Source organism: Sinomicrobium pectinilyticum (assembly GCF_003725735.1).
Classification (GTDB): Bacteria; Bacteroidota; Bacteroidia; order Flavobacteriales; family Flavobacteriaceae; genus Sinomicrobium; species Sinomicrobium pectinilyticum.
Window position 1 is genome coordinate 1 of sequence record NZ_RJTM01000102.1, and the last position, 21,725, is coordinate 21,725.

Here is a 21,725-nt window from a genome sequence, read left to right on the forward strand (position 1 = left end):
CTATAGGCGTATACCGCAGGTTCCGTTCGGATTTGGATGGAATCTTCCTTAAAGTTGATTTCCAGTACCCCGGGATCTTTGTAAAAACTCCATTCCTTTTTCAGGAAGGCTGTACCATCTCCTTCAACTTCTTCGCCCTCCGGCCCCGCAAAATGCTTCGCCTCCGTGATCTCATAAGTGCTGTCAAACACAAAGTTGTTATTATCTACCGGGTCAACGGGATCAACAGGGCTGTCATCATCGTTGTTTGAACAGGAAAGAAGCAGCACTATAAACGGGATAAATACTAATCGATTCATAATTTAATGGTACGGTAAAAAGGCAAAAAGTTAAGGAGTTAAAAACACTTACAACCCCAAAATGACTTAAACGAGTTCGATATTATATATTCCCAAAAGCCGAAAACAGGTGACAAAAAACAACCCTTTTTTATCATAAATGATGAAGTAATGATCCTCCATCTGGTTCCCGTTTGTAACGGGGTCCCACCCCGGGATCTTTAATGTTTTTTTATGGCAGGTCCCCCGTTTTTGTTGCGCTCAAACGAGGGCCTGTTGGAAATTTTCCACTTATATTACTTCTTACTTTTCTTTACAGGATATTTTTCAACGTATATTTTTATCATTTCACCGGGTTCTTTTCCCACGACTTTTTCGATAAGCAGAAATTTACATAAGGCTCAGGCGCACCGGTATTGAAATGGATATTGATTAATTGTTGTTTCTCTATTCTTATCTTGCCCTGGATTTCCTCAAACGTGTTATCCCCTTCGAAATTTCCGTTTTTCACCCCTGCTTTTTCCCTTGATCCCTGCATTTTTGTGAGTTTGGGGTAATGTTTTTCTCAACTGTTTAAATTTTCTCGATTTTTTGTCACCCGTTTTCCTTTTTTCGGAATAATATAGTGTAAGAGGGCGAAAAAAATAAAATTTAAACAGTCACTTAGTATTATGTATAATGAACTTGTCCTGAGTTGTTCTATTACCTACAAAATCATCATTTTGCCCCCTAATTTCGTAATTTTCTCGAACCGTAGCGCTGCTATGCTCCCGATAAAATCGGGATCCAAAATTACTTCATTAATGAACAAAAGCATGACTTTTCGCTCAAATACAACAACTCAAGACGAGTTCAATTTAAGCAATTTTTGCAATGAAGAAAATTACCTTATTACATAATTTCAGATTTTCCTTTTTGTTTATTCTAACCATTTCAATTTATTCTTGTTCAAAAGACGATAGTATATCACATGAAACAGAAGCAAGTGGAAGTGTTGGTTTTTCAATACAAAAGGACAAACTCCACTTTAGTAGCAAGGAAGAACTTAAAGATTTTATTGATAATAGTAGTGAAAAAGAGTTCACTGAACAGATCAGGACATTACAAGAAAAAGGATTTAGACCGCTGACTCCTATTTTTTTTAGAAAACGAAACAGAAGCCTATAATGAATTTCTGATTAGAAAAAGGGATAGATTGGCTTCTAAGTCAAAAAATATACTTTCTTCCCGTGGGGATTCAAATATACTGTTGGAAGAACTGGATGAGGATGATGAAATTATTGCAGACCCCAGTTTTGCAGCGGTATTGAACGAAGACCGTGCTATTTATGTTGGAGATTCTTTGCATGTTTTTACTAGCAGGGGGGCATATAGCTGTACAATTGAAGATGAGCAATATCTGTTTGATTATCTTAATGGGTTGGAAAATGGGGATACAAATACCAAGCAAAGTAATACATCATCAAAAGTACCACCTGAGCCTCAGGATATGAATTGTCCAAATGGTACACAGGTTATTAGCGAAATTATTGATGGAAGAATGACACATCGGTATGTATGTAGACAAAGCACGTTTACTCCCCCAACAAACACAGGTTCCAATATTCCCTCAAAACTTCCCCATGAAATAAAGCAAGGTTTAGGGTTTTGTGCTATTGAAGGTGAAAGTTTATGGCAAAAAGTGTTTGGGGAGGCTGAAACTTGCCATGATTATTTTGATAGTAGAAGACGAGTAAAAGTAAAGTTCTGGAATCAAAACTATTTCGTGTATTCGTCCATTGGAGTTATGGTAAAATATCAAAAAAAATATACATTGGGTTGGCAGAAATCAGATGCGGTAGATTATACAGAATTAGGTATTAATTATGCGGAGTATACTTTTCCGATGAATATGACGGGATATAATGCTCTTAAAGAGCAGGGTGTTATTGCTAAATATAAGGGAGTGACTTATAAGGCAGATGGCACCATAGTAAGGGACTATAAACCAAAAACTTCTGGCTGGCCTTTTATGAACGAGGCTTATTTACCTGATGGATTAGAATTATATCTGTTTGATAATAAGTTTCAGGGTATAAAAGGAAAAGAGTTGAACAAACAAGTAGGGGAATTGATAAAAAAGGGAATTCCAGACGTATTAAAAGCGACCGGCTTGATGAAGGATCTTAAGGAAGGTAAAGTTAATATTACGGCTACTGCCTACGACCCCACTAAGGAAAGAATTAAGTTTATGCAAATAGGGAAAGTAAAGCAAAGTTCCGGAGGCAAAATAAGACATACTTTTGACAAGAATGCGATATTTACTTTTGTATTTGGAGATGGCGGGCTTGAAAAATTTGATTTTGGTGCAGAAAAGTATAAAGATGTGCGAATTGATTTTTATGGTGTTGCGAGAAGGGATGGGAGAATATATAAAGGTAAACAAATGGGATTCCGGGAAGAAAAATAAATATTACTTAACTAAATTCGACATGAAAAATTATTTGTTTGTATTTGCTTTTTTTTTAGCTATTATACATATAGAAGCACAGGAGGTTAGCATAGAAAAATCTATTTTTGGTATTCAAACAGGCTTCCTTGGAATATGGGTACATAATGAAGCAAAACTTTCCTCAAAAATTTCCTTACGGAGTGAAATTGGCTTAGATGCAGGTTTTCAGTCAGGCGAGTATTACCAAGCCGTAGGAGTATACAAAGGGATGGCGTTAATACCTTCCATTACTTTAGAACCCCGGTATTATTACAATTTGGAAAAACGGAATGGAAAGGGAAGATCCTATGCCAAGAACAGTGGTAATTTTTTAACGCTAAGAATGAAATATTTTCCGGATTGGTTTGTCATTGCGTCAGATAAAAACAGAGTGCATACTACGGAGCAAATTTCTTTTATTCCAAAATGGGGGTTAAGAAGAACTCTCGGGGAACACTTTACTTATGAAGCGGGGATAGGAATAGGTTATTATCATAATTTTGATGAAAGTAATATTGTTTTCGATAAAAGCGGAGTGATGATGGATTTTCATCTTAGAATAGGATATACTTTCTAATCTGTAATGAAAGCCAATAAGAGAATATTTTTTATCTGCTTCCTCTTCTTATTATCGGGAGTAACCACTCCGATAATAAGCCAAACATTAACTCCACCCCGATTCTATACTGGTGTGGAGTTAAACAATAAAAATATTTTTTTTCGGGATGATGGCGGTTATGCAGGTTTTTTTGTGGGGACAGAATTGTTTTCTGTGTCCTTTATAGCCCCGGAAATCGAAGTAAAATACCTTACCGGAAATATTGAATATGAAGAAGCGGATGTAGAAGGTATAATTTCAGGGCAATTAAATCACGCTATGCCTTCTAAAAGTATCACTTCCGGTGAATTTGATAGTTGGACATATAGTATAACTCCAAAACTTGCATTTGGCGATGAGGATTTTCGATTTTTGATATTGCCCAAATACTCCATTGCATCTACATCTGTCAGGGCAAGTTATCATGTAATAGATGATGCCAGAGAATATTATAGCCGGGTAGAACAGGATGAAAAAAAGGAAAGGCAATCTTATTTTACATTTGGAATAGGGGCTGAAGGACACATTTTTGACACTGATAAACTTTCTTTTGCCCTTACCCTTCATTATAGTGCATGGAATATCCGGGAATTGTTTGATGGCCTTAATGTAAAAGGCCTTAGAGGTGAAGAAGGTAAGGGCGCTATTGGAATCGGGTTTAGAGTATACTTTAACCCTTTCGCGAGACTGTAAACTGAACTCTGTCTGAAAAAGATTAGAAGTATTAATTTTATTCAGACAGTACCATGACAAAGAAAGAACAGACAGAATTTGAAAAGAAGGTGCTCGAGCAGTTCATGTCGGGCAAGAACCTTTTCGGTGAGGGAGGCGCCTTTGCCCCCATGCTGAAGAATGTGATCGAGAAGGCCCTTGAGGCGGAGATGGACGGCCATCTGGACGAGGGTGAGCGCACCAAGGGCAACAAACGCAATGGCAAGGGAAAAAAGACGCTGAAAAGTGGTTTTGGGACCTTCGACATCGATACCCCGCAGGACCGCCAGAGCAGCTTTGAGCCGGAGCTGGTGAAAAAACGCCAGACCATCCTGGCGGACAATCTCTCGGAGAAGATCATCGGCCTCTACGGCCTTGGGATGAGTTACCGGGACATCTCGTCCCATATCAAGGAGATGTACGATACGGAGATCTCCCATACGGTCTTAAGCCAGATCACCGATCGGATCGTCCCCGATGTAAAGGCGTGGCAGAACCGTCCCCTGGAGCCCCTCTATTGCATCGTATGGCTGGATGCGATGCACTACAAGGTAAAGGTCGATGGGAAGATCGAGCACAAGGCTCTTTATAACATACTTGGCATCAACAAGGAGGGATATAAGGAAGTTTTGGGCATGTACATCTCCGAGAGCGAGGGTGCCAACTTCTGGCTCCAAGTGCTGACCGACCTGAACAACCGTGGACTGCAGGACATCCTTATTGCCTGTACCGATAACCTGAAGGGCTTCACAGAGGCCATCCTTAGCATATTCCCAAAGACCCAGGTGCAGAAGTGCATTGTCCACCAGATACGCAATTCCCTGAGGTATGTTGCCTCAAAGGACCAAAAGGAGTTCATGCGGGATCTCAAAGAGGTATACCGTGCCACCAGTAAGGAGGTGGCCGAGGACGGACTCCTGGCCCTGGGCGAAAAATGGGGAGGCAAATATCCCGTGGTCATTGAATCCTGGCAGAACAACTGGGAAGAGCTCTCCCAGTACTTCCAATACACCCCGCCCATCCGCAAACTGATCTATACCACCAATGCCGTGGAGGGCTTCCACCGCCAGGTGCGCAAGGTCACCAAGACCAAAGGGGCCTTTACAAACGATATGGCCCTGCTCAAGCTGGTCTACCTGGCCACCAGGAACATCGAGAGGAAATGGACCTCGCCCCTCCAAAATTGGAGCCTGGTGGTCCAGCAACTTTATATTAAATTTGGGGAGAGGATTCCCTTGGAATTAAATCCCAATCCCTCTGGGGCTAGCCCCAGAGGGATTGATGGATTGGACAGAGTTTAATTTACAGACCCCCTTTCGCTGCTAACGACGACTAAGCTTCTTCCATTCTTTCACTCTTCCCAACGTTCTCTTTCGCCTCACCTAAAGCCTGAGCCGGGATTTTTTTATAAGCTGAAAATAATACGGTTTAAGCCCTTTACTTACTTTTCTTTACAGGATATTTTTCAACGTAAGCTTTCATCATTTCACCTGGTTTTTTTCCTACTGCTTTTTCGATAAGCAGAAATTCATAGGGCTCAGTTGCACCAGTATTGAAATAAATATTGATTAATCGTTGTTTTTCTATACCTGTCCTGGCTTGAATCTTTTCAAAAGTGTTTCCTCCCTCAGACTTCTCCCGCATAAATACTCCTAAATTGGTCCGCTTTTCCAATTTGTATTTTTTCTTTAGTTCCAAACTACGATCGGAGTAGACCGCGTTCCGTACATTTTTAATCGTGTCACCTGTATTGATTGCTATATTATAGAAGGAATAGGATCCTAATACATAATTTTTATGGTAAACTGTATTTGATAGGTATAAGTATTTAGAGATTTTCCAGCTTAGTAATCCATTCATTAAAATGTGGGCATTTGGTTCTAAGTAATGATAAACCAATATCTTCAGCTACCATAGGGCCAACTTGCGCTTTTTGACCTTTATAAGTAGGTATATATTTGATGATTCTCTTTGATGGTGCGGTTTGCGGAGATTCGTTAATTTCTTCGGGGGCTGTTTTTCCTATATCTTTTTTGAGTCTTTCAATTCCGGTTGGACTATCTGGATACATGAGGAAGAGCCGATCCGGATCAACCAATAGAAAAGTTTCAAACTCATGTAATTGTACGTATGGAATACAATTCGGATGATTAATAGATTTTCCAATGGCTTCTTCCAATGCTTTGACCTTTGCATAATGGTCTGGTATATTTTGAATATCTTCGGTGTATGGACTTTGAGAGTCTTTTGGGAATGCGTATAGATCAATAAACGTGGTATACCAGGTATTCGGCTTATTTCGATCTGATTGTATCCATCGGACTACATCATTTTTTAACCAGTTGTACCGTGAAAGACCACCTTTATGTCGTTTATTACTATGTTTAGACCATCCGGTGGTAATTTTTCGTACTGAAACAAAAATGTTTAATGAAGCAAAATGTTTTACTAAAACATCATTGACAAATGCTTCTTCTGTACTTCCTTCTACTATAATATTTAAGAACTTCATGGTCTGCCTCCTATGATATTTTTTTCCCAGATTTGGCCGGTAGAAAATTCATCTAAATATACTTCTAGTGCTTTGGCATCCGGTCTGGTATATTCGGAAGCCCTTCCTTTACGTTCAATAACAACAATGTCATCCAGTTCAAAATTATTAACCATACTTATAGATTGTGTAGCTATAAATACCTGACAGTGGGTAGAAGCTGCTTTTATTAATCCGGCTACAGCGTCTATGGCACTCGGATGAAGACCAAGCTCTGGTTCATCCAAAAACAATACGGTAGGTAAGTCTTTGGGATTTTGAGCCAAGAGACTTATTAACGCTATTGATCTGAGCATCCCGTCTGAAGCTTGCCCGGAATTAAATATTTTATTCGTACCTTTTTCTTTCCATCTCAAAAGAACTTGTCCAAATTCTTCGTACAGCTCAAAATCATCAAAGAAGGGTAATACTAAACGAAGGTATCTTACTATTCTTTGATAATACGCTTTTTCTTCGTTTTGTAACCGAAAGAGAAAACTACCAAGGTTTTCCCCGTTTTGCTTTAACCAACGGCCATCTGCCGAAGACCATTTTAAACGCATTGCTGAGGTATCACTGGTATTATGAAATTGGTATACCACCAATTTTTTAAGGGAGTTAAGAGTGACAAGAGCTGACTTGTCAGACAGTTCAATTAATCTCGGTTCTTCGTGCCCTACACCACAAGAAATCCAATCACCCTTTTTCACAGATTTGCCTTCTGTATGCCTATAATTTTCTTTTTTGAAAACTAACTTATCCGGTTTAGCAAACATTAGGCTAAATTCATATTCGTTATAACCACTTTCTGTTTCAATTTCTATATAAGCATCGATAGAATTTGTTACACTTGCCTCATCATGTAGAATATCATTAGAACCCCCAAGGAAAGACACATATTCTTGCAGCTTTCCATCCGAGTCTAACATCTTACTCAAAAAACGAAAAAAGGAAATAAAATTACTTTTGCCCGAACCATTCGGACCAATCAAGACATTAATCGGTTTTGGCTTAAAGCTTTCTATAGCTTTAATAGATTTAAACCCTTTTATTGTAAAGGACTTTAATTTTATATCTGGCATATTTTATTGTCTAATAAGTTGACTTATAGGTGTTGGTTTAAGTTTTTTTCTTTGATTCTAGCTCTTGAACTCTCTTTTTTAAAAAATCTTTTACTTCCTTTAGTGCTTCATTAGCTTCAGTCAGAAGATCAATTCTTTTTTCCAATTCTTTTACTTTTTCCTTGCAACCATTACCTTTTGAGGTTTCTTTATGCATGGAACCCTTACCCACCAATAGCCACTCTGAATTAACTTCTGAGTATTTAAGAATAATTTTTTGAATGATATCAAAAGATGCATTGGGGTATTTATTACTTCTTTTATCTATGGAGAATAACCTTTGTACCCTTTGATGGTCCACGCCAATAGCATTACTGAATGCTGAAACATTTCCTTTATGGTAATAATCAATTAACTCTCTAATTCTTTTATTATCCTTTGGTAAATCCATAAATTGCAAAAATGTTTGAATAATAGTTGTTTAATTTCAAACATGTTTGTATATTTGTTGTCACATACAAACCAAAACTCATTTTTCCTTTTATTGGAACTAAAAAGGTAAGAAACAAATTTACGCAAAAATGAAGAGAAAGTATAATACTCAAATCGTAAATACACTTGCTAAACGGTATGATGTAACCACGCGCTATATTCGAACTTGTTTGAAAGGAGAAGGAAATTCCTTGTTAGCCGATGAAATACAAAACGAATATAAAAGGCTAGTAGGCAAATTGAATGTTGTGCTGGATTCTTTAGGTATTGATAGATAGGTTGGTTTTATTACTAGAATCAATCTAATTCATATATCACTTTAACTACCGACCAATTAAATTATGTCTATCTTTTTAAGAAATGTTCTCATATACTGGACAATGAAATTTACCTTCATGTGCATTTAAGAATTGGGTATACATTTTAATCCACAATCAAAACGAAATGAAGATGATTGGATGGACAGTAAATAGAAAGCAAGCTGGTGACTTCTCCCTAAAATTGTGAAATTATACAAAGAAAGGACGGAACTTGTTTCCGTATGCCAACACTTTCTATTCTGGTGAATGAAATCCACCTTGTCTAAATTTACGAAAATCCAATTTTGCTGGCAATTTTCCATAAAAAAATAGCCTGGCGCTGGCACAGGCGATTTTTTAGTATTTTGTAACTCTTCCGGACTGTATAGCAAAGTTGTCCAGAAAGGTCTGGATTTATAGCCTCCTATTCTTTTAGAAATCTAACAGCCATACATTCATCCGGGTCTCCGATAGGGATTAATATAACTGCTTTTTCATCCTTTACGTAAATTTGCCAGGAAGCTAAATATCCCTTTAAGTCTGTTTGCTCCTTGTTAAAGTTAATATCCATGACTAAGTGGGCAGATTCGTCATGAGCTGTAGATTTCCAGCTTCCGCGCACGTCAATACCTTCAATCTTTCCATCATAATAAGCATCGAAATCAAATGTCCCCTCCGGAATATTTTTCATCTCAAAGGTGCCATCAGATTTTATGATTAGATAACCGTCCTTTATATTCTTGTATTCCTTAACTGTTTTAATGGTTTTTGCATCAAGCTTATATTTTCCGATCAAAAATTCAGGCTTTGGATTGTGGCTTATTGCATCCAAACCAGAATTCAAATTACAAGGAATTATCCGGGAGCAATTTGTCAAAATGCCCATTCCAAAGATTGCGTATATCCCCCATCTATACTTAAAGGAGCTTTGAATATATTGGAATATTATTATCATATTTATCTTTTTCTAATTTTAAATCATGGTCTTCCTTTCCATAATGAGCCACTATTCTTTTCGATAAAAACTAACATCATAATGATCTATAAACAAGATGTCATCATTTCTATGTATAGCAGGATATTTATATATTTCATCCCGGATATATTCTGAAGGGACATCGTGAAGAAATATCAGGTTTTTAAATCGGACATCGCAGCTTTCTTTAAAGAACTCCCATGTCCCGTGGTTCTTTTTGGTCAAAGAATCTTTTGTAAATACCTGTTCAAAAGTGCCATCAGGTTTTATAATTAAAATGTTTTCCGCCTGCTTAACAAAAGTATTTTTATAAATGCCTTCTATGGGTTTTTTATTGTTACATTGATCCCTTGAAATACACCCCATTAACATGGGAATCAGACCTAACATTAGTAAAATATTTTTCATTGTAGCCTGAGTGTGGATTTAAAGATTTGCTTGATCATACAGAGTCGTCAATATTTACCATTGCCTTATGATTTCATTTTCTTTTTGTGTCTTTAGAAGTAGGGATTAACAGATTAAGAAAATGGATCAATAGAATAAAAGAATAATTTTTCAAGATATTATTACAGATTATTCTTTTATAAATCTTACGGCCCTACATTCATCCGGATCACCAACGGGAATTATAATGACGGCTTTTTCACCCTTAGAAAAGATTTGCCAGGAAGTGCCGTAATCTTCAGCATTTATTTGATCTTTGTTAAAGTCTACATTTACAGAAAAAAAGGTTGCTTTTTCATGAGTTACAGCTTTCCACTTCCCTCGAACATCTATCTTTTTAGTCTTATCCTCATAATAGAAAGCGTCAAGATCAAGTATCCCTGCCGGGATATCCTTGATCTCGTAAACGCCATTTAATTTTATGTTCATGCTCGGATGTTTCATGTCCTTATAGGTTTTAAACCATTCTATAGTTTTAGAATCAGGTACATACTTGCCAACCAAAAATTCTGGTTCGGGTTTATCCTCAAGGACGGTCAATCCGGAACTCAAATTACATGGAAGTATTCGAGAGCAACTGGTAAGAAGAAATCCAATTACTGCTAATCCGTATAAGAACAATCTTTGAATATATAGGTTCATTTTCAGCATTTTAGTTGATTGTGTTCTAAATTGTTGTTTAAAAGGATATATGAAAAATCGCCCGGCAAGAGTTCAGGCGATGTTTTAGTGTTTTGTAATTCTAACAAACTGTATAGCAAAGTCGTCCATAAAGGTCTGGACTTATAGTCTCCTATTCTTTTATAAATCTTACGGCCCTACATTCATCTGGGTCCCCCAAAGGTATTATAATTACAGCCTTTCCATCTTTAGAGAGGATTTGCCAGGTAACCAGATATCCTTTGTCATTAAGGATTGTGGGCTTTTTGTCAAAACTGATATCTGCAAATAAGTGTGCAGATTCTTTATGTATTCCGGATTTCCATGTGCCCGTAAAGTCTACGCCTTTAGTTTGACCCGCAGCATAAGATTTGATGTCAAATACACTTATTGGAATATTCCTTATCTCAATGGAGCCATCGGGATTGATATTAAGATACCCTCCCTCGTAGCCCTTTATCATTTCAAGGGTTGCAGCGTCTGTAATATAATGGCCGATTAAGAATTCCTGTTCCGGACGGTCTTTTACCGGGGTGAATTTCGAATCTAAGCGACAAGGTGTGAATCGGGCACAATTGGTTAAAAAAAACATTCCTATTATAAAGCACATTATTATCCTATACGACAATGATGTTTGGATACGGTAAAAAACTTTTTGCATTTTATTTTATTTTAAGTTTAAATTTAAATGTTTGTGTTATGGTAGATAAAGGTTTATTCTTACCATTACCTGTTCGCTTATAGCTTTCCGCAATGTGTAACAGCAAGGAATTTCTGGAAGTGGGGTTGGTTAATTCCACGTTTATCCATCCCTCTTCATCACTTGGAGTATAGTCAATGCTTGCACCGCCAATGAAAAATTGTACCCAATTGGCTTTTATATGCTTATTAAAAGAGTCTTTAACCGTTGTATGATCAGGACTAAAACTATAACTTCCTAGAATGGTGTTTCCAGATTTGACAAATTCTTCAAAAGTTAATTTTTTGTCATGTAATATACTTAAAAAATCTTTTTTAATATCGGAAGGTACCTGACCGGCAAGCATTTGTTTGGTCATATCATAGTCAAACGGAAAATCCCGGTTATCTTTTCCTGTTCCGGTAGCAAACTCATATAATAATATTGCCACCCCATTTTTTCCATTGACCTTAAATTGTTTTTGTTTTTCCGTTTCGGATGTAATATTTGCTTTGGGATTCATGTAAAGTGCAGTTTTCTTTAAGGCAAAAATGAAAGAGTTGTCAACAGCCTCTATCATTTCTTTTTCTGCGTAGTCCGGGACTTTATCTTTTAATTTGTATACCTTTTCGGCATACTCGCGTGCACGTTTTAGCCAGGGAGAGTTGAGCGGGTTAAAATTTCCCGACTTGAGATATTCATCAAATTCCGCGAGTTCGGACAGGGTAATGGCTGCACTAGATGGTGGATTACCCATTATCCTGGCAATTTCTTTTTCCCTGTTAGCTTCAAACATTTTAGCCACATGCTCTGGTCTCAGGTGGCCTAGGTAACCCTGCGCTGCCCGTCTTATCATCTCCAATTCATACTCAGGGTCGAAGGCTTTTATTGCTTCCGAGATCTTAGGGGCATTTTTATTCCCAATTTGAAGCATATAGGAATTTGTGGCATAATTGGGAATCTGATACCTGGTAAGGACTGAAGGATATTGTAATATGCTTTGTGTATTATAGGAAATAATGTAGGCAGTCATAAGGCCTATTTTATCCTGAAGAGAACGGCTCTTGTAATGTGAAACCCTGTCTTGTACCAGCTTATCCACAAGGATATTAGAATCCCAACCTACTTTCATTAATCCTTTTTCTATACTGGAGTTCTTCGTGCTTTCCAGGTGATGTTTTCCAAAACTTGCGACAGACTTTTTTCTTATTTCATCATGTTTCGCTATGGTTTTAATATCCTTAAGCTTTACACCCTGAACTTTAAAACTACCAATGCTTGATTGGTTAACCTTTCCACTATTTATCTCTGCTTTGCGTTGCTTTAGCAATAATAATTCGGAAGTATAATTATCTCTGGAACGGCCTTCATCAAATGATTTCTTATGATAGTTTGCAGCTAAATCGGCTGCTTTATACTTGGTGCGCATGGTTCTTTCCTCATACGCTTTAAACATAGCTTTTTGAGCATCCTTGAAACCGTTGAAATTTTTATTTAAGGTACTTTCGATAGATTTCTCCAGGGTGCTTTCTTGTTTGGAAAGCCAAGCTTTCAAGGCTTTTTGGTGTGCTGCCCTCATGGCATTGTCCAATGCTATCAAATCATTAATGGCCGTGAATTTAATAGTGTGATTAAATGGTTCCTCGGCTGCGGCCACAGCTCCTGGTTCCATTAGTGGCGACACATCTTCTACCGAAGATTCTTCGTATTGTTTATATTGAGCCGAAAGCGGAGTATATCCCAAAAGACAAAGCAGGGAAAGTATAGCTAAGTAATTTTTCTTCATCGTAGTAAATGATTATTTCTTTAATACCTGTTTTGAATATTTTTTTCCGGCAATTTTAACCTGGATAATGTAGACACCAGGTATAAGGCTTTGTCCGGGAATCGTAAGGGTATGCCTTCCCTTTTGTTGCTCTTTTTCAGCTGTAACTACTGATTTGAGCCTTCCATAATGGTCATATAATGTAATTTCAACAGGAGAGGGTTTCTCAACTTCATAGGTAACCAGAATATCACTAGCAAAGGGATTGGGGTAAACAGTGAAAGAGACCTTATCTTCTTCCAGTAAATCACTGCCACTCTCTTTGGTGAAATTTTTGTGAAGTACCATAACCAGGGGAGGGCCGGGTTCTGACCAGTTGGAGATCCAGGTTTCCAGCCGGGCGATCAGAAAATCATTACCGTCTTTGTTTTTTTCTTCCAAAGAGATAGAAACTATTTCATATTCAAGTTCCTTTTCAGTAGGGTGATCCGTGAAATCCTGTTCAACCGAAATATTGGCATTAGGCAGCGTAAAAGAATTATTATGCCATATTATGGAACTTTCAGTTTCTTTATGCTCTATAGAAATAACCGCATGATCAGGTTGGATACCATCAGCTTCATTCGATAGACGGAGAACAGCAGAACGAACTTTCAATAATTTTTCTCCGGCCCAATCCATTTCATATAGACTTCCCTGCCACTCTCCGATAAGTGAATCGGAATGGATAGTAGATTTCGGTAGCCGATGAGCTAAGGTTTGACTATTAACAGGTATCGTTGAATTTGAAATTGCTGTTTGTGTAGAGTTATTGTTGTTGCTACGTTCATGTTCTTCCCATTGTGTGAGTAGTGTCCTGCTATTATATATGGGGTTGTTGCGCAAGATTTCCATGGCTTTTTCTTTATTCTCCACAATACCCAATCCGTAATAGTAGCACTTGGCAAGCCAATGTTTGGCCATACCGTAGTTACTTTTTTCAAACCATTCTATTGCCTTTCCATAATCCTGTTCTATACTGCCCATACCCTTTAAATAAAGATACCCCAAGCTATAAGCAGCTTTTTCACTACCCAATATATGGGCATAGGAAAACCACTCTCTTGCTTCATCAAAACTCAGGGTACAACCTATACCGTCTTTATAAAATATACCCATCAAACATGCCGCATCCGCATTTCCTTCCAGGGCACAGGATTTTACTTGTTCAAATATTTCTTCCGATTGTTGTTGGGTGATTTTGGAGATATCCGGATAACTTTCCACAATCTTTAGGATTTCCTCACATTTCTGTGGATTTGTGGATTGCGCAAATGCATCCGTAGGACTAAAGAGCACTAGGGCCAGCCCTATTAAAAGGTGATTTTTCATGCGTAGAAATTTGATATAATTGTTGAGTTTTTGCGTATTTACCGAAATCGGCGGGCAAAATTACATTATTATGTAATAAAATACTTTTCTATTTTTAAAATAAATACACACATATTATAATGTTTTTAGTGTTAAATAATTATCCATAACATAGAGGATATTTCCTCTACAAAGACTGGAAAAAAGAAAATAACCCTTAAAATTTATTCCGTTTTATACAATGAACAGACACGGCATAAGCCCTGAGTTTCAAACTTAAAGAATAAAAAAATGTAAAAACATAGGGGCTTTCCTAGTTTTTCTCTCTCAAAAATGTTTAGATAACCTCTATGTGTGTAGTGGGATTTAGGTAAGCATGTTTGATCAGCAGTAGTGTTATTTATTTTTCTTTTATTGAAGAAGCAGAGGTTTTTAACGATTGATATGAGATATAAAAAAATCGCCCGGTATAAGCACAGGCGACTTCTCTGCTTTAAGGATACATGGAGCCCTTAAAATTATTTATTCTGTGTAATTTAGGACAAGGAATATGGTGAAATTCTTTTTATTGTTTATCCCATTATCCTATTCAAATATAACCTTTGTATTTTTAGATTGCCAATTTCTTTTTTTGAACAAACTTGTAGTTGGAGCAAAATCCCGTTTCAGTTGCAATTTTTCTGGCTTGTTTGGAAAACGCTGCAAACGTTTATATATGATGCCCCTTGTTTCCGTTACGCTCCGAGGGATAGTTGGTAAAAGATCAAATCCTTTGTATTCCTGTTTCCGGGTTTCTTTTGGTATGTAATACCGCATGAACAAAAACTGTATCATCTTCTAGGGTATAATATATGCCGTAAGGAAATTTTTGTAGAAAGATAATTCTAATCTGTTTATATCGCTTTTGGTAATGTTCCGGGCTTGCCTTAAGATTTTCAATACCCTTATCAAGTTCATTTATAAATGCTTTAGGAAGATGTTCGGCCTGCTCTGCATACCATGCTATAGCTTCAACGATATCTTTTTCAGCTAATGTTTTAACTATCAACTTATAAGCCATACTGTTGCTTTAAGGAAGCCTTGATATCGTCCCAGTCTTTTCCGTCAGCAGGGTTTTCCCTGTGGTGCTTTAGGCGTATATCTATGATTTCCTTATGAGAACGTGTTAAACCAGGCTCTTCTGTTTCAGTTTCTATAATGGCATTAAAGATTTTGAGAATTCGCTCATCCGCATGCTCTATATACTTTCTAATCCTGTTCCTTAAATCCATTGAAGTGTCCATAACGTACTGTATTGTACACCAAATTTATTAAATAATAACCAAAAAGGAGGTGTTTTCCAGTGTTTTATGAAAATTTTCTCTTTTAAAAGGGGAACTACATTCTTTAATTCTATTGAAATGGTGTTAATTCTCCATATTCTACATTGAAATGAGTTAATACCCGTCTATCGATTTACCTGTCATAAGCAGGATTCTCCATGTCTACTGTATTCAAACGAGCACCAGTGGAGCTTTTTCATTTCGATCACTTTTTCCCTAAATACTTAAAAACCTTTTTTTTCGAAACATTGCCGCTTTTTGTCTTTTTCGTGGTTTCTCTTTTTGCCAGTTGGGAGACAATTATTTTGTGTTAATACATTCTAATAGCTGATACCAATTTCCAGCTCCTTGTTCACCTTCAGGTTTATCTACAATTTTAACTCTTTTGTTACGTGGCGATCGGCACAACAAATCCGTAATACGCATAGATTCGTTATTAATGTCTTCTCTTACAGCTACCGGAAGAAACTCCAATAGTTTTTTGGCAGTGATAGGGTTGTTTAGCTTTCCGTCATCAATGAGTTTATCTATTTCTTTCCCTAAATCAATCTTTTTATGTTCCCTTTTTGGCTTTGTACCTGCTTTTTCAATGTCTAATATAGCTTTTTGCGTTTCTAAAGGTAATTTCTTGATAGATGGTTTACGCTGTTTTGGATTCATAATTTGAAAGTTATGTAATCCATAAACGTTTGCAATATTTTCAATCTCTTGAGGGGTCGGAGTTTGTTTTCCAGACTCTATTCTTGAATACTGATTCTTCTTTAATTTGGCAAGCTGCTCAACAACTTCTTGAGTCAATTTATAATGTAATCTATACTCTTTGAAGACATCTCTTAAACGTTTATTTTCATTCATCTCTAATTTTTTAATATTATCGAATTAAAATATTTGTGTATTTCGATATTTTTCATATCTTTGTTTCAAATTGATAGCGACATCAACGTGATGTGTCAAAAGATTCATCACTTACAAAGTCTCTCGACTGGAAAAAACCGTCAATTATTGCCCACGAGAGTCCGTAAAGTCGCCCATTATTGTTTGGAAGTTATATCTTTGTGGTATATTCCAACAGGGCGGCCTTTGCGTTTGGACTTCCAGGGGCAAGCCGAGAATATCGAATAGATTTCTTGGCGAGGTTTAACTTGACGGTTTACCTCCAGCTGGAAGGAGCAAAGGTTGTCCTGTTGGATCTATATGACAATCCACCTCAATTTCCTGAGAGGCTCGTTTATAAAACTAACCTTATGAGAACGAGCAAGACTAAACCGTTAAAGTACCCAAACCATAAATTACTATTAGATAGTATTACAATTTGTGATGCTGTTAGGATACAATCCCAATCGCTTCAATCCATTTTAAAGAACATCAAATGCGCCCCGGAATGAGGGCGCAACAAAAGACGTCGGGCAGTAAAAGTAGGCGTTAAGCCATCTTTGCCAATGGTACAAAACACCGCTGGCCACTGCCGGACAGTACCGACCCTGCGCGATAAGGAAACGTTACGGTTTGCTTTAGGAGAGGTGCGGTTGTTTGCCTTTCAGTTTACAAATTCACATCCTAAAGGTAGATGGTCATTCCCATTTTTGCAAATTTTATCTGATTTTCTGTTGGCGTGGGTGTTGGTTTTTATACTTAACACACTAATCACTCAAATGTCGGAATTATGAAACACGCCACATTAGCAGGGTTCTCCTGCTGGTGCCCCATTACTATTGCCTTAATTTTACTTAGCCTACCGGTGTCCCTTAAAGCATCACTACCTTTTCAATCTTTCACTCAACACCAAATTACCGGGACGGTAACGGACGGTAACGGGAAGCCTTTGGGTGGTGTTAATATCATCATTTCCGGAAAACGACAAGGGACGATTTCTGATTTTGACGGAACGTATACTATTATGGCTTCTCCTCTGGATACTTTAGTATATTCCTTCGTTGGATTTAAGACGTTGGAGGAAAGGGTAGGAGGTAGGCTTACTATTGATGTGGTGATGGAGGAGGATGTTACCGCTTTGGGAGAGGTCACGGTGAATGCGGGGTACTATACGGTAAAAGAGAAGGAACGGACGGGGAATATATCCCGGGTTACCTCTGAAGAAATCGAGTTGCAACCGGTAGTAAGCCCTATACAGGCTCTACAGGGCCGCATGGCCGGTGTGGAAATTTTACCGGGAGGGAGCCAACCGGGAATGGCCTCTACGATTCGCATCCGGGGACAGAACAGTTTGCGTGCAGAAGGTAATTTTCCATTGTATATTATAGACGGGGTTCCCCTGAATTCCACTCCGATGGAAAGCAACAGCCTTTTGGGGAGTACGGGTATAGATCCTTTAAACAATCTGAACTTATCCAATATAGAAAGTATCGAGGTATTAAAAGATGCCGATGCTACGGCAATTTATGGCTCCCGGGGGGCTAACGGGGTAATTTTGATCACTACCAAAAGAGGGCAACAACAAAAGACGGAAATAGAAGCCCGGATATATGCAGGTATGGCTACAGTGCCAAATAGGTTAGATTTGCTCAATACGGAGCAATATCTGCAAATCCGGAAAAAAGCTTTTGAGAACGATGGTGTAGTACCCGATGCATCCAATGCTTATGATTTGGTCTTATGGGACCAAAACCGGTATACCGATTGGCAGGATTTCTTTTTTGGTGGTACTTCATACATTACGGATGTTAATTTAGCGGCCTCCGGAGGTAATGAAACCACTTCTTTTAGAATAGGAGGTTCTTACCATAAGCAAGGAACAGTATATCCCGGAGATTATGACTATAGCAAGCTAACCGCGGGATTGCATCTCAACCATACTTCGGAGAGCAAAAAACTGGGCATTGACCTTTCGGTAAATTATGGGATGGATACAAACAACCTGGTAGGGAATGTGAATGTATCCTCCAATGTATTTATGTTGCCACCGAACGCTCCTGCTGTTTTTAATGAAGACGGTAGCTTGCATTGGGTAGCATGGAACGAGGCAGGTGCGGACAATCCTTTAGCCGGCTTTTATAATACCAGTAAGACACAGGCAGGTAATCTGGTGTCCAACCTGGGAATTTCTTACCAGCTCTTATCCGGGCTTAGCCTCAAAACTAATGTAGGGTATTCGTATTTCCATAGCCAGGAATTGATGAAAATGCCTAAAAGATCATACAATCCTTCGAATTGGGGAAATATAGACCATAGGTCCCTACATCTGCAATCCGACAGGAAATCCTGGATTATAGAACCCCAGTTGGTATATAGTACGAAGATCGCGGAAGGAAAATTGGATGCACTGTTGGGAGGAACTTTTCAGAAAAGTAAAAACAGTAGTTTAGGTGTACAGGGTGTAGGCTATGTAGCCGAATCGTTAATCGGCAATTTAGATGCCGCAGAAAGTATGGTCAATGGAACCAGCCAAAACACCGCGTATGCATATAGTGCCCTGTTTGCCCGTTTGGGCTATAACTGGAAGCAAAAATACTTTATAAACCTTACCGGGAGAAGGGATGGCTCCTCCCGTTTTGGACCAGGTAAGCGTTTTTCAAACTTCGGTGCCGTTGGTGGTGCCTGGATATTTTCGGAAGAACCTTTTATTCAGAACAATATACCGTTTTTAAGCTTTGGCAAATTACGGGGAAGTTATGGTACTACCGGGAATGACCAGATCGGGGATTACGGTTACCTGGATGCTTATGAAGCCACACCCGGCCCTGGTGGATTATATCCTACCGGGCTTTCCAATCCCGATTATTCCTGGGAGATTAATAAAAAGCTGGAAGCAGCCATAGAACTGGGTTTTCTTGCGGACCGGATAAATCTCGGTTTGAGCTGGTACCGCAACCGTTCTTCCAACCAGTTGGTAGGCTACCCGCTCCCGGGGCTTACCGGTTTTCCTACGGTCCAGGCCAATTTACCGGCTACTGTAGAAAATACAGGTTGGGAGGTGGAAGTGTCTTCCCTGAATATCCGGTCTGAAGATTTCCGTTGGCAAACCTTTTTTAACATCAGTTTTCCTGAAAATAAACTGGTTAGTTATCCTGATATTGAGCAATCTTCCTATGCCAATACCTACCGTGTGGGACATCCGCTCAATATTTCACTGCTGTACAGGTATGAAGGTGTTGATCCGGAGACAGGCTTTTATAGTATAGCCGATATCAACGAAGATGGCCGGCTGGATTATGAAGACCGCGTGGTGATTTGGGACCGGGGCCGGAAATTTTTCGGAGGAATAAGCAACAACATAAGCTATAAGAATTTTTCCCTCCAATTTTTATGGGAGTTTGTCAAACAAGAAGGGAAGATAAGTTCGCTTATGGAGGCAGGTCCGTATGGGAATTCACGTATGGAGGTAATGCAGGCGCTTCAAGAGGGAAGCAAGTTTCAACGGATTTCACAATCTTCACAGGCTACTACGGCTTATTCTAATGTCTTAAATACCGTTTTCCTTGTTGAAGATGCCTCCTTTCTACGGTTAAAAACACTTTCCCTGGGATATTCGATTCCCGCTGAAGTGTTACAAACCACAGGGATAAAAGGGTGTAAACTTTTTCTGAATGGTCAAAACCTGATCACGCTTACCAATTATAGTGGAATGGACCCGGAAAGGCCCGGCCCGGGAACCTCATTTGCCGGACTACGTACGATAACTTGTGGGGTGCAACTAAACTTTTAAAAACATGGATATGAAATTATCAATATATATTAAACGGTTCGTAATCATAATGGTTTGTTGTTGCATGGTTTCCTGTGAAAGTTTTGTAGAAGTAGACGCACCGGATCATAAAATAGTGAGTGAAGCGGTCTTTGACGATGATGCTATGGCCATTAGTGTTATGACTGGTATATACAACCAGTTATTCAGGGCTTTTTTCAGTAGTGGCGGATCGGATAGCGTTACTGCTCTGGCCGGACTGTCTGCCGATAATTTGCGGTGCATAAGGACAACAGACCCTACCCGCCTGGAATTTGAACAAAACGAAATTTTGCCCAACAACCCCAGGAACCTTAATGTATGGACCAGCGCCTATAATATCATTTATATGACAAACTCCTTATTGGAGGGATTGACAAATTCCGGAAAAATTACGGAAGAAATCCGTAACCAATTGGAAGGAGAAGCCAAATTTGTTCGTGCCTTTACTTATTTCTACCTGGTTAATTTATACGGCGGAGTCCCTTTGGTATTAACTACCGATTATAGGGTAAATGCGTTGGCTGTAAGGGATACGGAAGAAGAGGTTTATCAGCAGATTATAGAAGACCTGGAAGATGCCATGGATAAATTAGAGGAGAACTATATAAATGGGGAACGCACCCAGGTCAACACTTTTGTTGTTATGGCATTACTGGCAAGAGTAAACCTTTATCAGCAAAATTGGGAAGAGGCAGAGAGACTAAGTACCCAGGTGATTTCCCAGGCAGGTACTTATGAAATACTGGAAGATCCTGACCAGGTTTTTCTGGCCAATAGCCATGAAGCCATTTGGCAGCTATCTCCTGTTGGCAGGGGGAGTGCTTCAACGAATACTAATGAGGGGAGTATTTTTATTATTAATCCCAGGATAACAGCTTTATCACACCTAAAATTGTCAGACGATATCGTAGGGACTTTTCAATCCCCGGATAAACGTTTATCGCATTGGGTGGGTTTTCATGAGGGACTGGCTGTCCATTATGCCTATAAATATAAGATAAGGAACAGTACAGCAGATATTACCGAATATTCCATGGTACTTCGATTGGCAGAACAATACCTGATACGGGCTGAGGCCAGAGCTATGCAAGGCAAGCTAAAGGAAGCCATAGCAGACCTGGATGTGATACGAAACAGGGCAAACTTAGATCTAATATCAGATATCAATCCGGGAATAGATCAAGAGGCTTTGCTGGAGAAAATCATGGAAGAAAGAAGGAAAGAGTTTTTTACGGAATGGGGCCACCGGTGGCTGGACTTAAAGCGTACCGGAACTGCCAGCGAAGTCTTAGGAACGGGCCATCCGTTATGGCAGGATACCGATATACGGTATCCCATACCGGAAGAAGAGCGGATAAAAAACCCGAATCTCGGCCAAAACAATGGGTATTAATTTAATCATA

Annotated in this window: 22 protein-coding genes; 7 read left to right on the top strand and 15 right to left on the bottom strand. The window is 38.7% G+C overall.

The annotated features are described in order from the left end of the window. Both ED312_RS14515 and ED312_RS14520 read right to left on the bottom strand, forming a co-directional pair. On the bottom strand, positions 1 to 299 hold a 299-nt coding region (locus ED312_RS14515), incomplete at its 3' end, for a hypothetical protein (RefSeq protein WP_148044302.1). A gap of 322 nt (positions 300 to 621) precedes the next feature. Beyond that, positions 622 to 816 carry a hypothetical protein gene (locus ED312_RS14520; protein WP_123216746.1) on the bottom strand — a complete coding sequence of 65 codons (195 nt, stop codon included), beginning with the start codon at positions 814 to 816 and terminating at the stop codon, positions 622 to 624. A 335-nt stretch (positions 817 to 1,151) separates the two neighbouring features. Here ED312_RS14520 and ED312_RS14525 point away from each other — a divergent pair, with 335 nt between their 5' ends. From ED312_RS14525 to ED312_RS14545, 5 genes are read left to right on the top strand one after another with little or no spacing between them, the layout of a single operon-like run. Then, on the top strand, positions 1,152 to 1,445 hold the full coding sequence (locus tag ED312_RS14525) for a hypothetical protein (protein ID WP_123216747.1): 294 nt from the start codon (positions 1,152 to 1,154) through the stop codon (positions 1,443 to 1,445). 28 nt (positions 1,446 to 1,473) lie between these two features. Beyond that, complete coding sequence (locus ED312_RS14530) at positions 1,474 to 2,727, top strand: hypothetical protein (protein WP_123216748.1); 1,254 nt, start codon at positions 1,474 to 1,476, stop codon at positions 2,725 to 2,727. Positions 2,728 to 2,749: 22 nt separating this feature from the next. Beyond that, a complete protein-coding gene (locus ED312_RS14535; RefSeq protein WP_123216814.1) occupies positions 2,750 to 3,325 on the top strand; it encodes a hypothetical protein in 576 nt (191 codons plus the stop codon). Between the two features lie 6 nt (positions 3,326 to 3,331). Continuing rightward, positions 3,332 to 4,039 (top strand): hypothetical protein, encoded by a 708-nt coding sequence (locus ED312_RS14540; protein WP_148044303.1) that lies wholly within the window; start codon positions 3,332 to 3,334, stop codon positions 4,037 to 4,039. A gap of 53 nt (positions 4,040 to 4,092) precedes the next feature. After that, positions 4,093 to 5,358, top strand: a complete 1,266-nt coding sequence (locus tag ED312_RS14545) for an IS256 family transposase (RefSeq protein ID WP_123216750.1) — start codon at positions 4,093 to 4,095, stop codon at positions 5,356 to 5,358. Between the two features lie 136 nt (positions 5,359 to 5,494). Here ED312_RS14545 and ED312_RS14550 read toward each other — a convergent pair whose 3' ends face one another. The 13 genes from ED312_RS14550 to ED312_RS14615 form a co-directional block, all read right to left on the bottom strand. After that, positions 5,495 to 5,755, bottom strand: coding sequence for a hypothetical protein (locus ED312_RS14550; RefSeq protein ID WP_123216751.1), 261 nt, complete (start codon positions 5,753 to 5,755; stop codon positions 5,495 to 5,497). Positions 5,756 to 5,885: 130 nt separating this feature from the next. Beyond that, entirely contained in the window at positions 5,886 to 6,569 is a 684-nt protein-coding gene (locus tag ED312_RS14555) for a DUF4276 family protein (protein WP_123216752.1), read from the bottom strand. After that, entirely contained in the window at positions 6,566 to 7,669 is a 1,104-nt protein-coding gene (locus tag ED312_RS14560) for an AAA family ATPase (RefSeq protein ID WP_123216753.1), read from the bottom strand. Before ED312_RS14560 ends, ED312_RS14555 begins: the two co-directional genes overlap by 4 nt. A 37-nt stretch (positions 7,670 to 7,706) precedes the next feature. Continuing rightward, a complete protein-coding gene (locus tag ED312_RS14565; protein ID WP_123216754.1) occupies positions 7,707 to 8,099 on the bottom strand; it encodes a hypothetical protein in 393 nt (130 codons plus the stop codon). 764 nt (positions 8,100 to 8,863) lie between these two features. Continuing rightward, entirely contained in the window at positions 8,864 to 9,394 is a 531-nt protein-coding gene (locus tag ED312_RS14575; protein ID WP_123216756.1) for a hypothetical protein, read from the bottom strand. A 51-nt stretch (positions 9,395 to 9,445) separates the two neighbouring features. Continuing rightward, positions 9,446 to 9,823 carry a hypothetical protein gene (locus tag ED312_RS14580; protein ID WP_148044304.1) on the bottom strand — a complete coding sequence of 126 codons (378 nt, stop codon included), beginning with the start codon at positions 9,821 to 9,823 and terminating at the stop codon, positions 9,446 to 9,448. Positions 9,824 to 9,991: 168 nt separating this feature from the next. Further along, positions 9,992 to 10,504: a hypothetical protein gene (locus tag ED312_RS14585; protein WP_148044305.1), complete on the bottom strand. Its 513-nt coding sequence runs from the start codon at positions 10,502 to 10,504 to the stop codon at positions 9,992 to 9,994. Positions 10,505 to 10,655: 151 nt separating this feature from the next. Beyond that, entirely contained in the window at positions 10,656 to 11,183 is a 528-nt protein-coding gene (locus ED312_RS14590) for a hypothetical protein (protein WP_123216759.1), read from the bottom strand. Between the two features lies 1 nt (position 11,184). Next, positions 11,185 to 12,987 (bottom strand): hypothetical protein, encoded by a 1,803-nt coding sequence (locus ED312_RS14595; RefSeq protein WP_123216760.1) that lies wholly within the window; start codon positions 12,985 to 12,987, stop codon positions 11,185 to 11,187. Between the two features lie 12 nt (positions 12,988 to 12,999). Then, positions 13,000 to 14,337: a T9SS type A sorting domain-containing protein gene (locus tag ED312_RS14600; RefSeq protein WP_123216761.1), complete on the bottom strand. Its 1,338-nt coding sequence runs from the start codon at positions 14,335 to 14,337 to the stop codon at positions 13,000 to 13,002. Between the two features lie 742 nt (positions 14,338 to 15,079). After that, complete coding sequence (locus ED312_RS14605) at positions 15,080 to 15,376, bottom strand: type II toxin-antitoxin system RelE/ParE family toxin (RefSeq protein WP_123216762.1); 297 nt, start codon at positions 15,374 to 15,376, stop codon at positions 15,080 to 15,082. After that, the gene (locus ED312_RS14610) at positions 15,366 to 15,599 is read right to left on the bottom strand and encodes an addiction module family protein (protein ID WP_123216763.1); all 234 of its coding nucleotides are present in this window, start codon (positions 15,597 to 15,599) and stop codon (positions 15,366 to 15,368) included. Before ED312_RS14610 ends, ED312_RS14605 begins: the two co-directional genes overlap by 11 nt. A gap of 339 nt (positions 15,600 to 15,938) precedes the next feature. Continuing rightward, a complete protein-coding gene (locus tag ED312_RS14615; RefSeq protein WP_123216764.1) occupies positions 15,939 to 16,493 on the bottom strand; it encodes a helix-turn-helix domain-containing protein in 555 nt (184 codons plus the stop codon). An 808-nt stretch (positions 16,494 to 17,301) separates the two neighbouring features. Between ED312_RS14615 and ED312_RS14630 the strand changes: the two genes are divergently transcribed. Together ED312_RS14630 and ED312_RS14635 are read left to right on the top strand one after the other, a co-directional pair. Continuing rightward, positions 17,302 to 20,301 carry a SusC/RagA family TonB-linked outer membrane protein gene (locus tag ED312_RS14630; protein WP_123216767.1) on the top strand — a complete coding sequence of 1,000 codons (3,000 nt, stop codon included), beginning with the start codon at positions 17,302 to 17,304 and terminating at the stop codon, positions 20,299 to 20,301. A gap of 10 nt (positions 20,302 to 20,311) precedes the next feature. Then, positions 20,312 to 21,715 (top strand): RagB/SusD family nutrient uptake outer membrane protein, encoded by a 1,404-nt coding sequence (locus ED312_RS14635; protein WP_123216815.1) that lies wholly within the window; start codon positions 20,312 to 20,314, stop codon positions 21,713 to 21,715. Positions 21,716 to 21,725 lie beyond the last annotated feature (10 nt).

Excerpts from the sequence above, each read along its gene's own strand:
- ED312_RS14520 (WP_123216746.1), bottom strand. The coding sequence starts at position 816 with ATGCAGGGATCAAGGGAAAAAGCAGGGGTGAAAAACGGAAATTTCGAA.
- ED312_RS14525 (WP_123216747.1), top strand. The coding sequence starts at position 1,152 with ATGAAGAAAATTACCTTATTACATAATTTCAGATTTTCCTTTTTGTTT.
- ED312_RS14535 (WP_123216814.1), top strand. The coding sequence starts at position 2,750 with ATGAAAAATTATTTGTTTGTATTTGCTTTTTTTTTAGCTATTATACAT.
- ED312_RS14540 (WP_148044303.1), top strand. The coding sequence starts at position 3,332 with ATGAAAGCCAATAAGAGAATATTTTTTATCTGCTTCCTCTTCTTATTA.
- ED312_RS14545 (WP_123216750.1), top strand. The coding sequence starts at position 4,093 with ATGACAAAGAAAGAACAGACAGAATTTGAAAAGAAGGTGCTCGAGCAG.
- ED312_RS14555 (WP_123216752.1), bottom strand. The coding sequence starts at position 6,569 with ATGAAGTTCTTAAATATTATAGTAGAAGGAAGTACAGAAGAAGCATTT.
- ED312_RS14560 (WP_123216753.1), bottom strand. The coding sequence starts at position 7,669 with ATGCCAGATATAAAATTAAAGTCCTTTACAATAAAAGGGTTTAAATCT.
- ED312_RS14565 (WP_123216754.1), bottom strand. The coding sequence starts at position 8,099 with ATGGATTTACCAAAGGATAATAAAAGAATTAGAGAGTTAATTGATTAT.
- ED312_RS14575 (WP_123216756.1), bottom strand. The coding sequence starts at position 9,394 with ATGATAATAATATTCCAATATATTCAAAGCTCCTTTAAGTATAGATGG.
- ED312_RS14580 (WP_148044304.1), bottom strand. The coding sequence starts at position 9,823 with ATGAAAAATATTTTACTAATGTTAGGTCTGATTCCCATGTTAATGGGG.
- ED312_RS14585 (WP_148044305.1), bottom strand. The coding sequence starts at position 10,504 with ATGAACCTATATATTCAAAGATTGTTCTTATACGGATTAGCAGTAATT.
- ED312_RS14590 (WP_123216759.1), bottom strand. The coding sequence starts at position 11,183 with ATGCAAAAAGTTTTTTACCGTATCCAAACATCATTGTCGTATAGGATA.
- ED312_RS14595 (WP_123216760.1), bottom strand. The coding sequence starts at position 12,987 with ATGAAGAAAAATTACTTAGCTATACTTTCCCTGCTTTGTCTTTTGGGA.
- ED312_RS14600 (WP_123216761.1), bottom strand. The coding sequence starts at position 14,337 with ATGAAAAATCACCTTTTAATAGGGCTGGCCCTAGTGCTCTTTAGTCCT.
- ED312_RS14605 (WP_123216762.1), bottom strand. The coding sequence starts at position 15,376 with ATGGCTTATAAGTTGATAGTTAAAACATTAGCTGAAAAAGATATCGTT.
- ED312_RS14610 (WP_123216763.1), bottom strand. The coding sequence starts at position 15,599 with ATGGACACTTCAATGGATTTAAGGAACAGGATTAGAAAGTATATAGAG.
- ED312_RS14615 (WP_123216764.1), bottom strand. The coding sequence starts at position 16,493 with ATGAATGAAAATAAACGTTTAAGAGATGTCTTCAAAGAGTATAGATTA.
- ED312_RS14630 (WP_123216767.1), top strand. The coding sequence starts at position 17,302 with ATGAAACACGCCACATTAGCAGGGTTCTCCTGCTGGTGCCCCATTACT.
- ED312_RS14635 (WP_123216815.1), top strand. The coding sequence starts at position 20,312 with ATGAAATTATCAATATATATTAAACGGTTCGTAATCATAATGGTTTGT.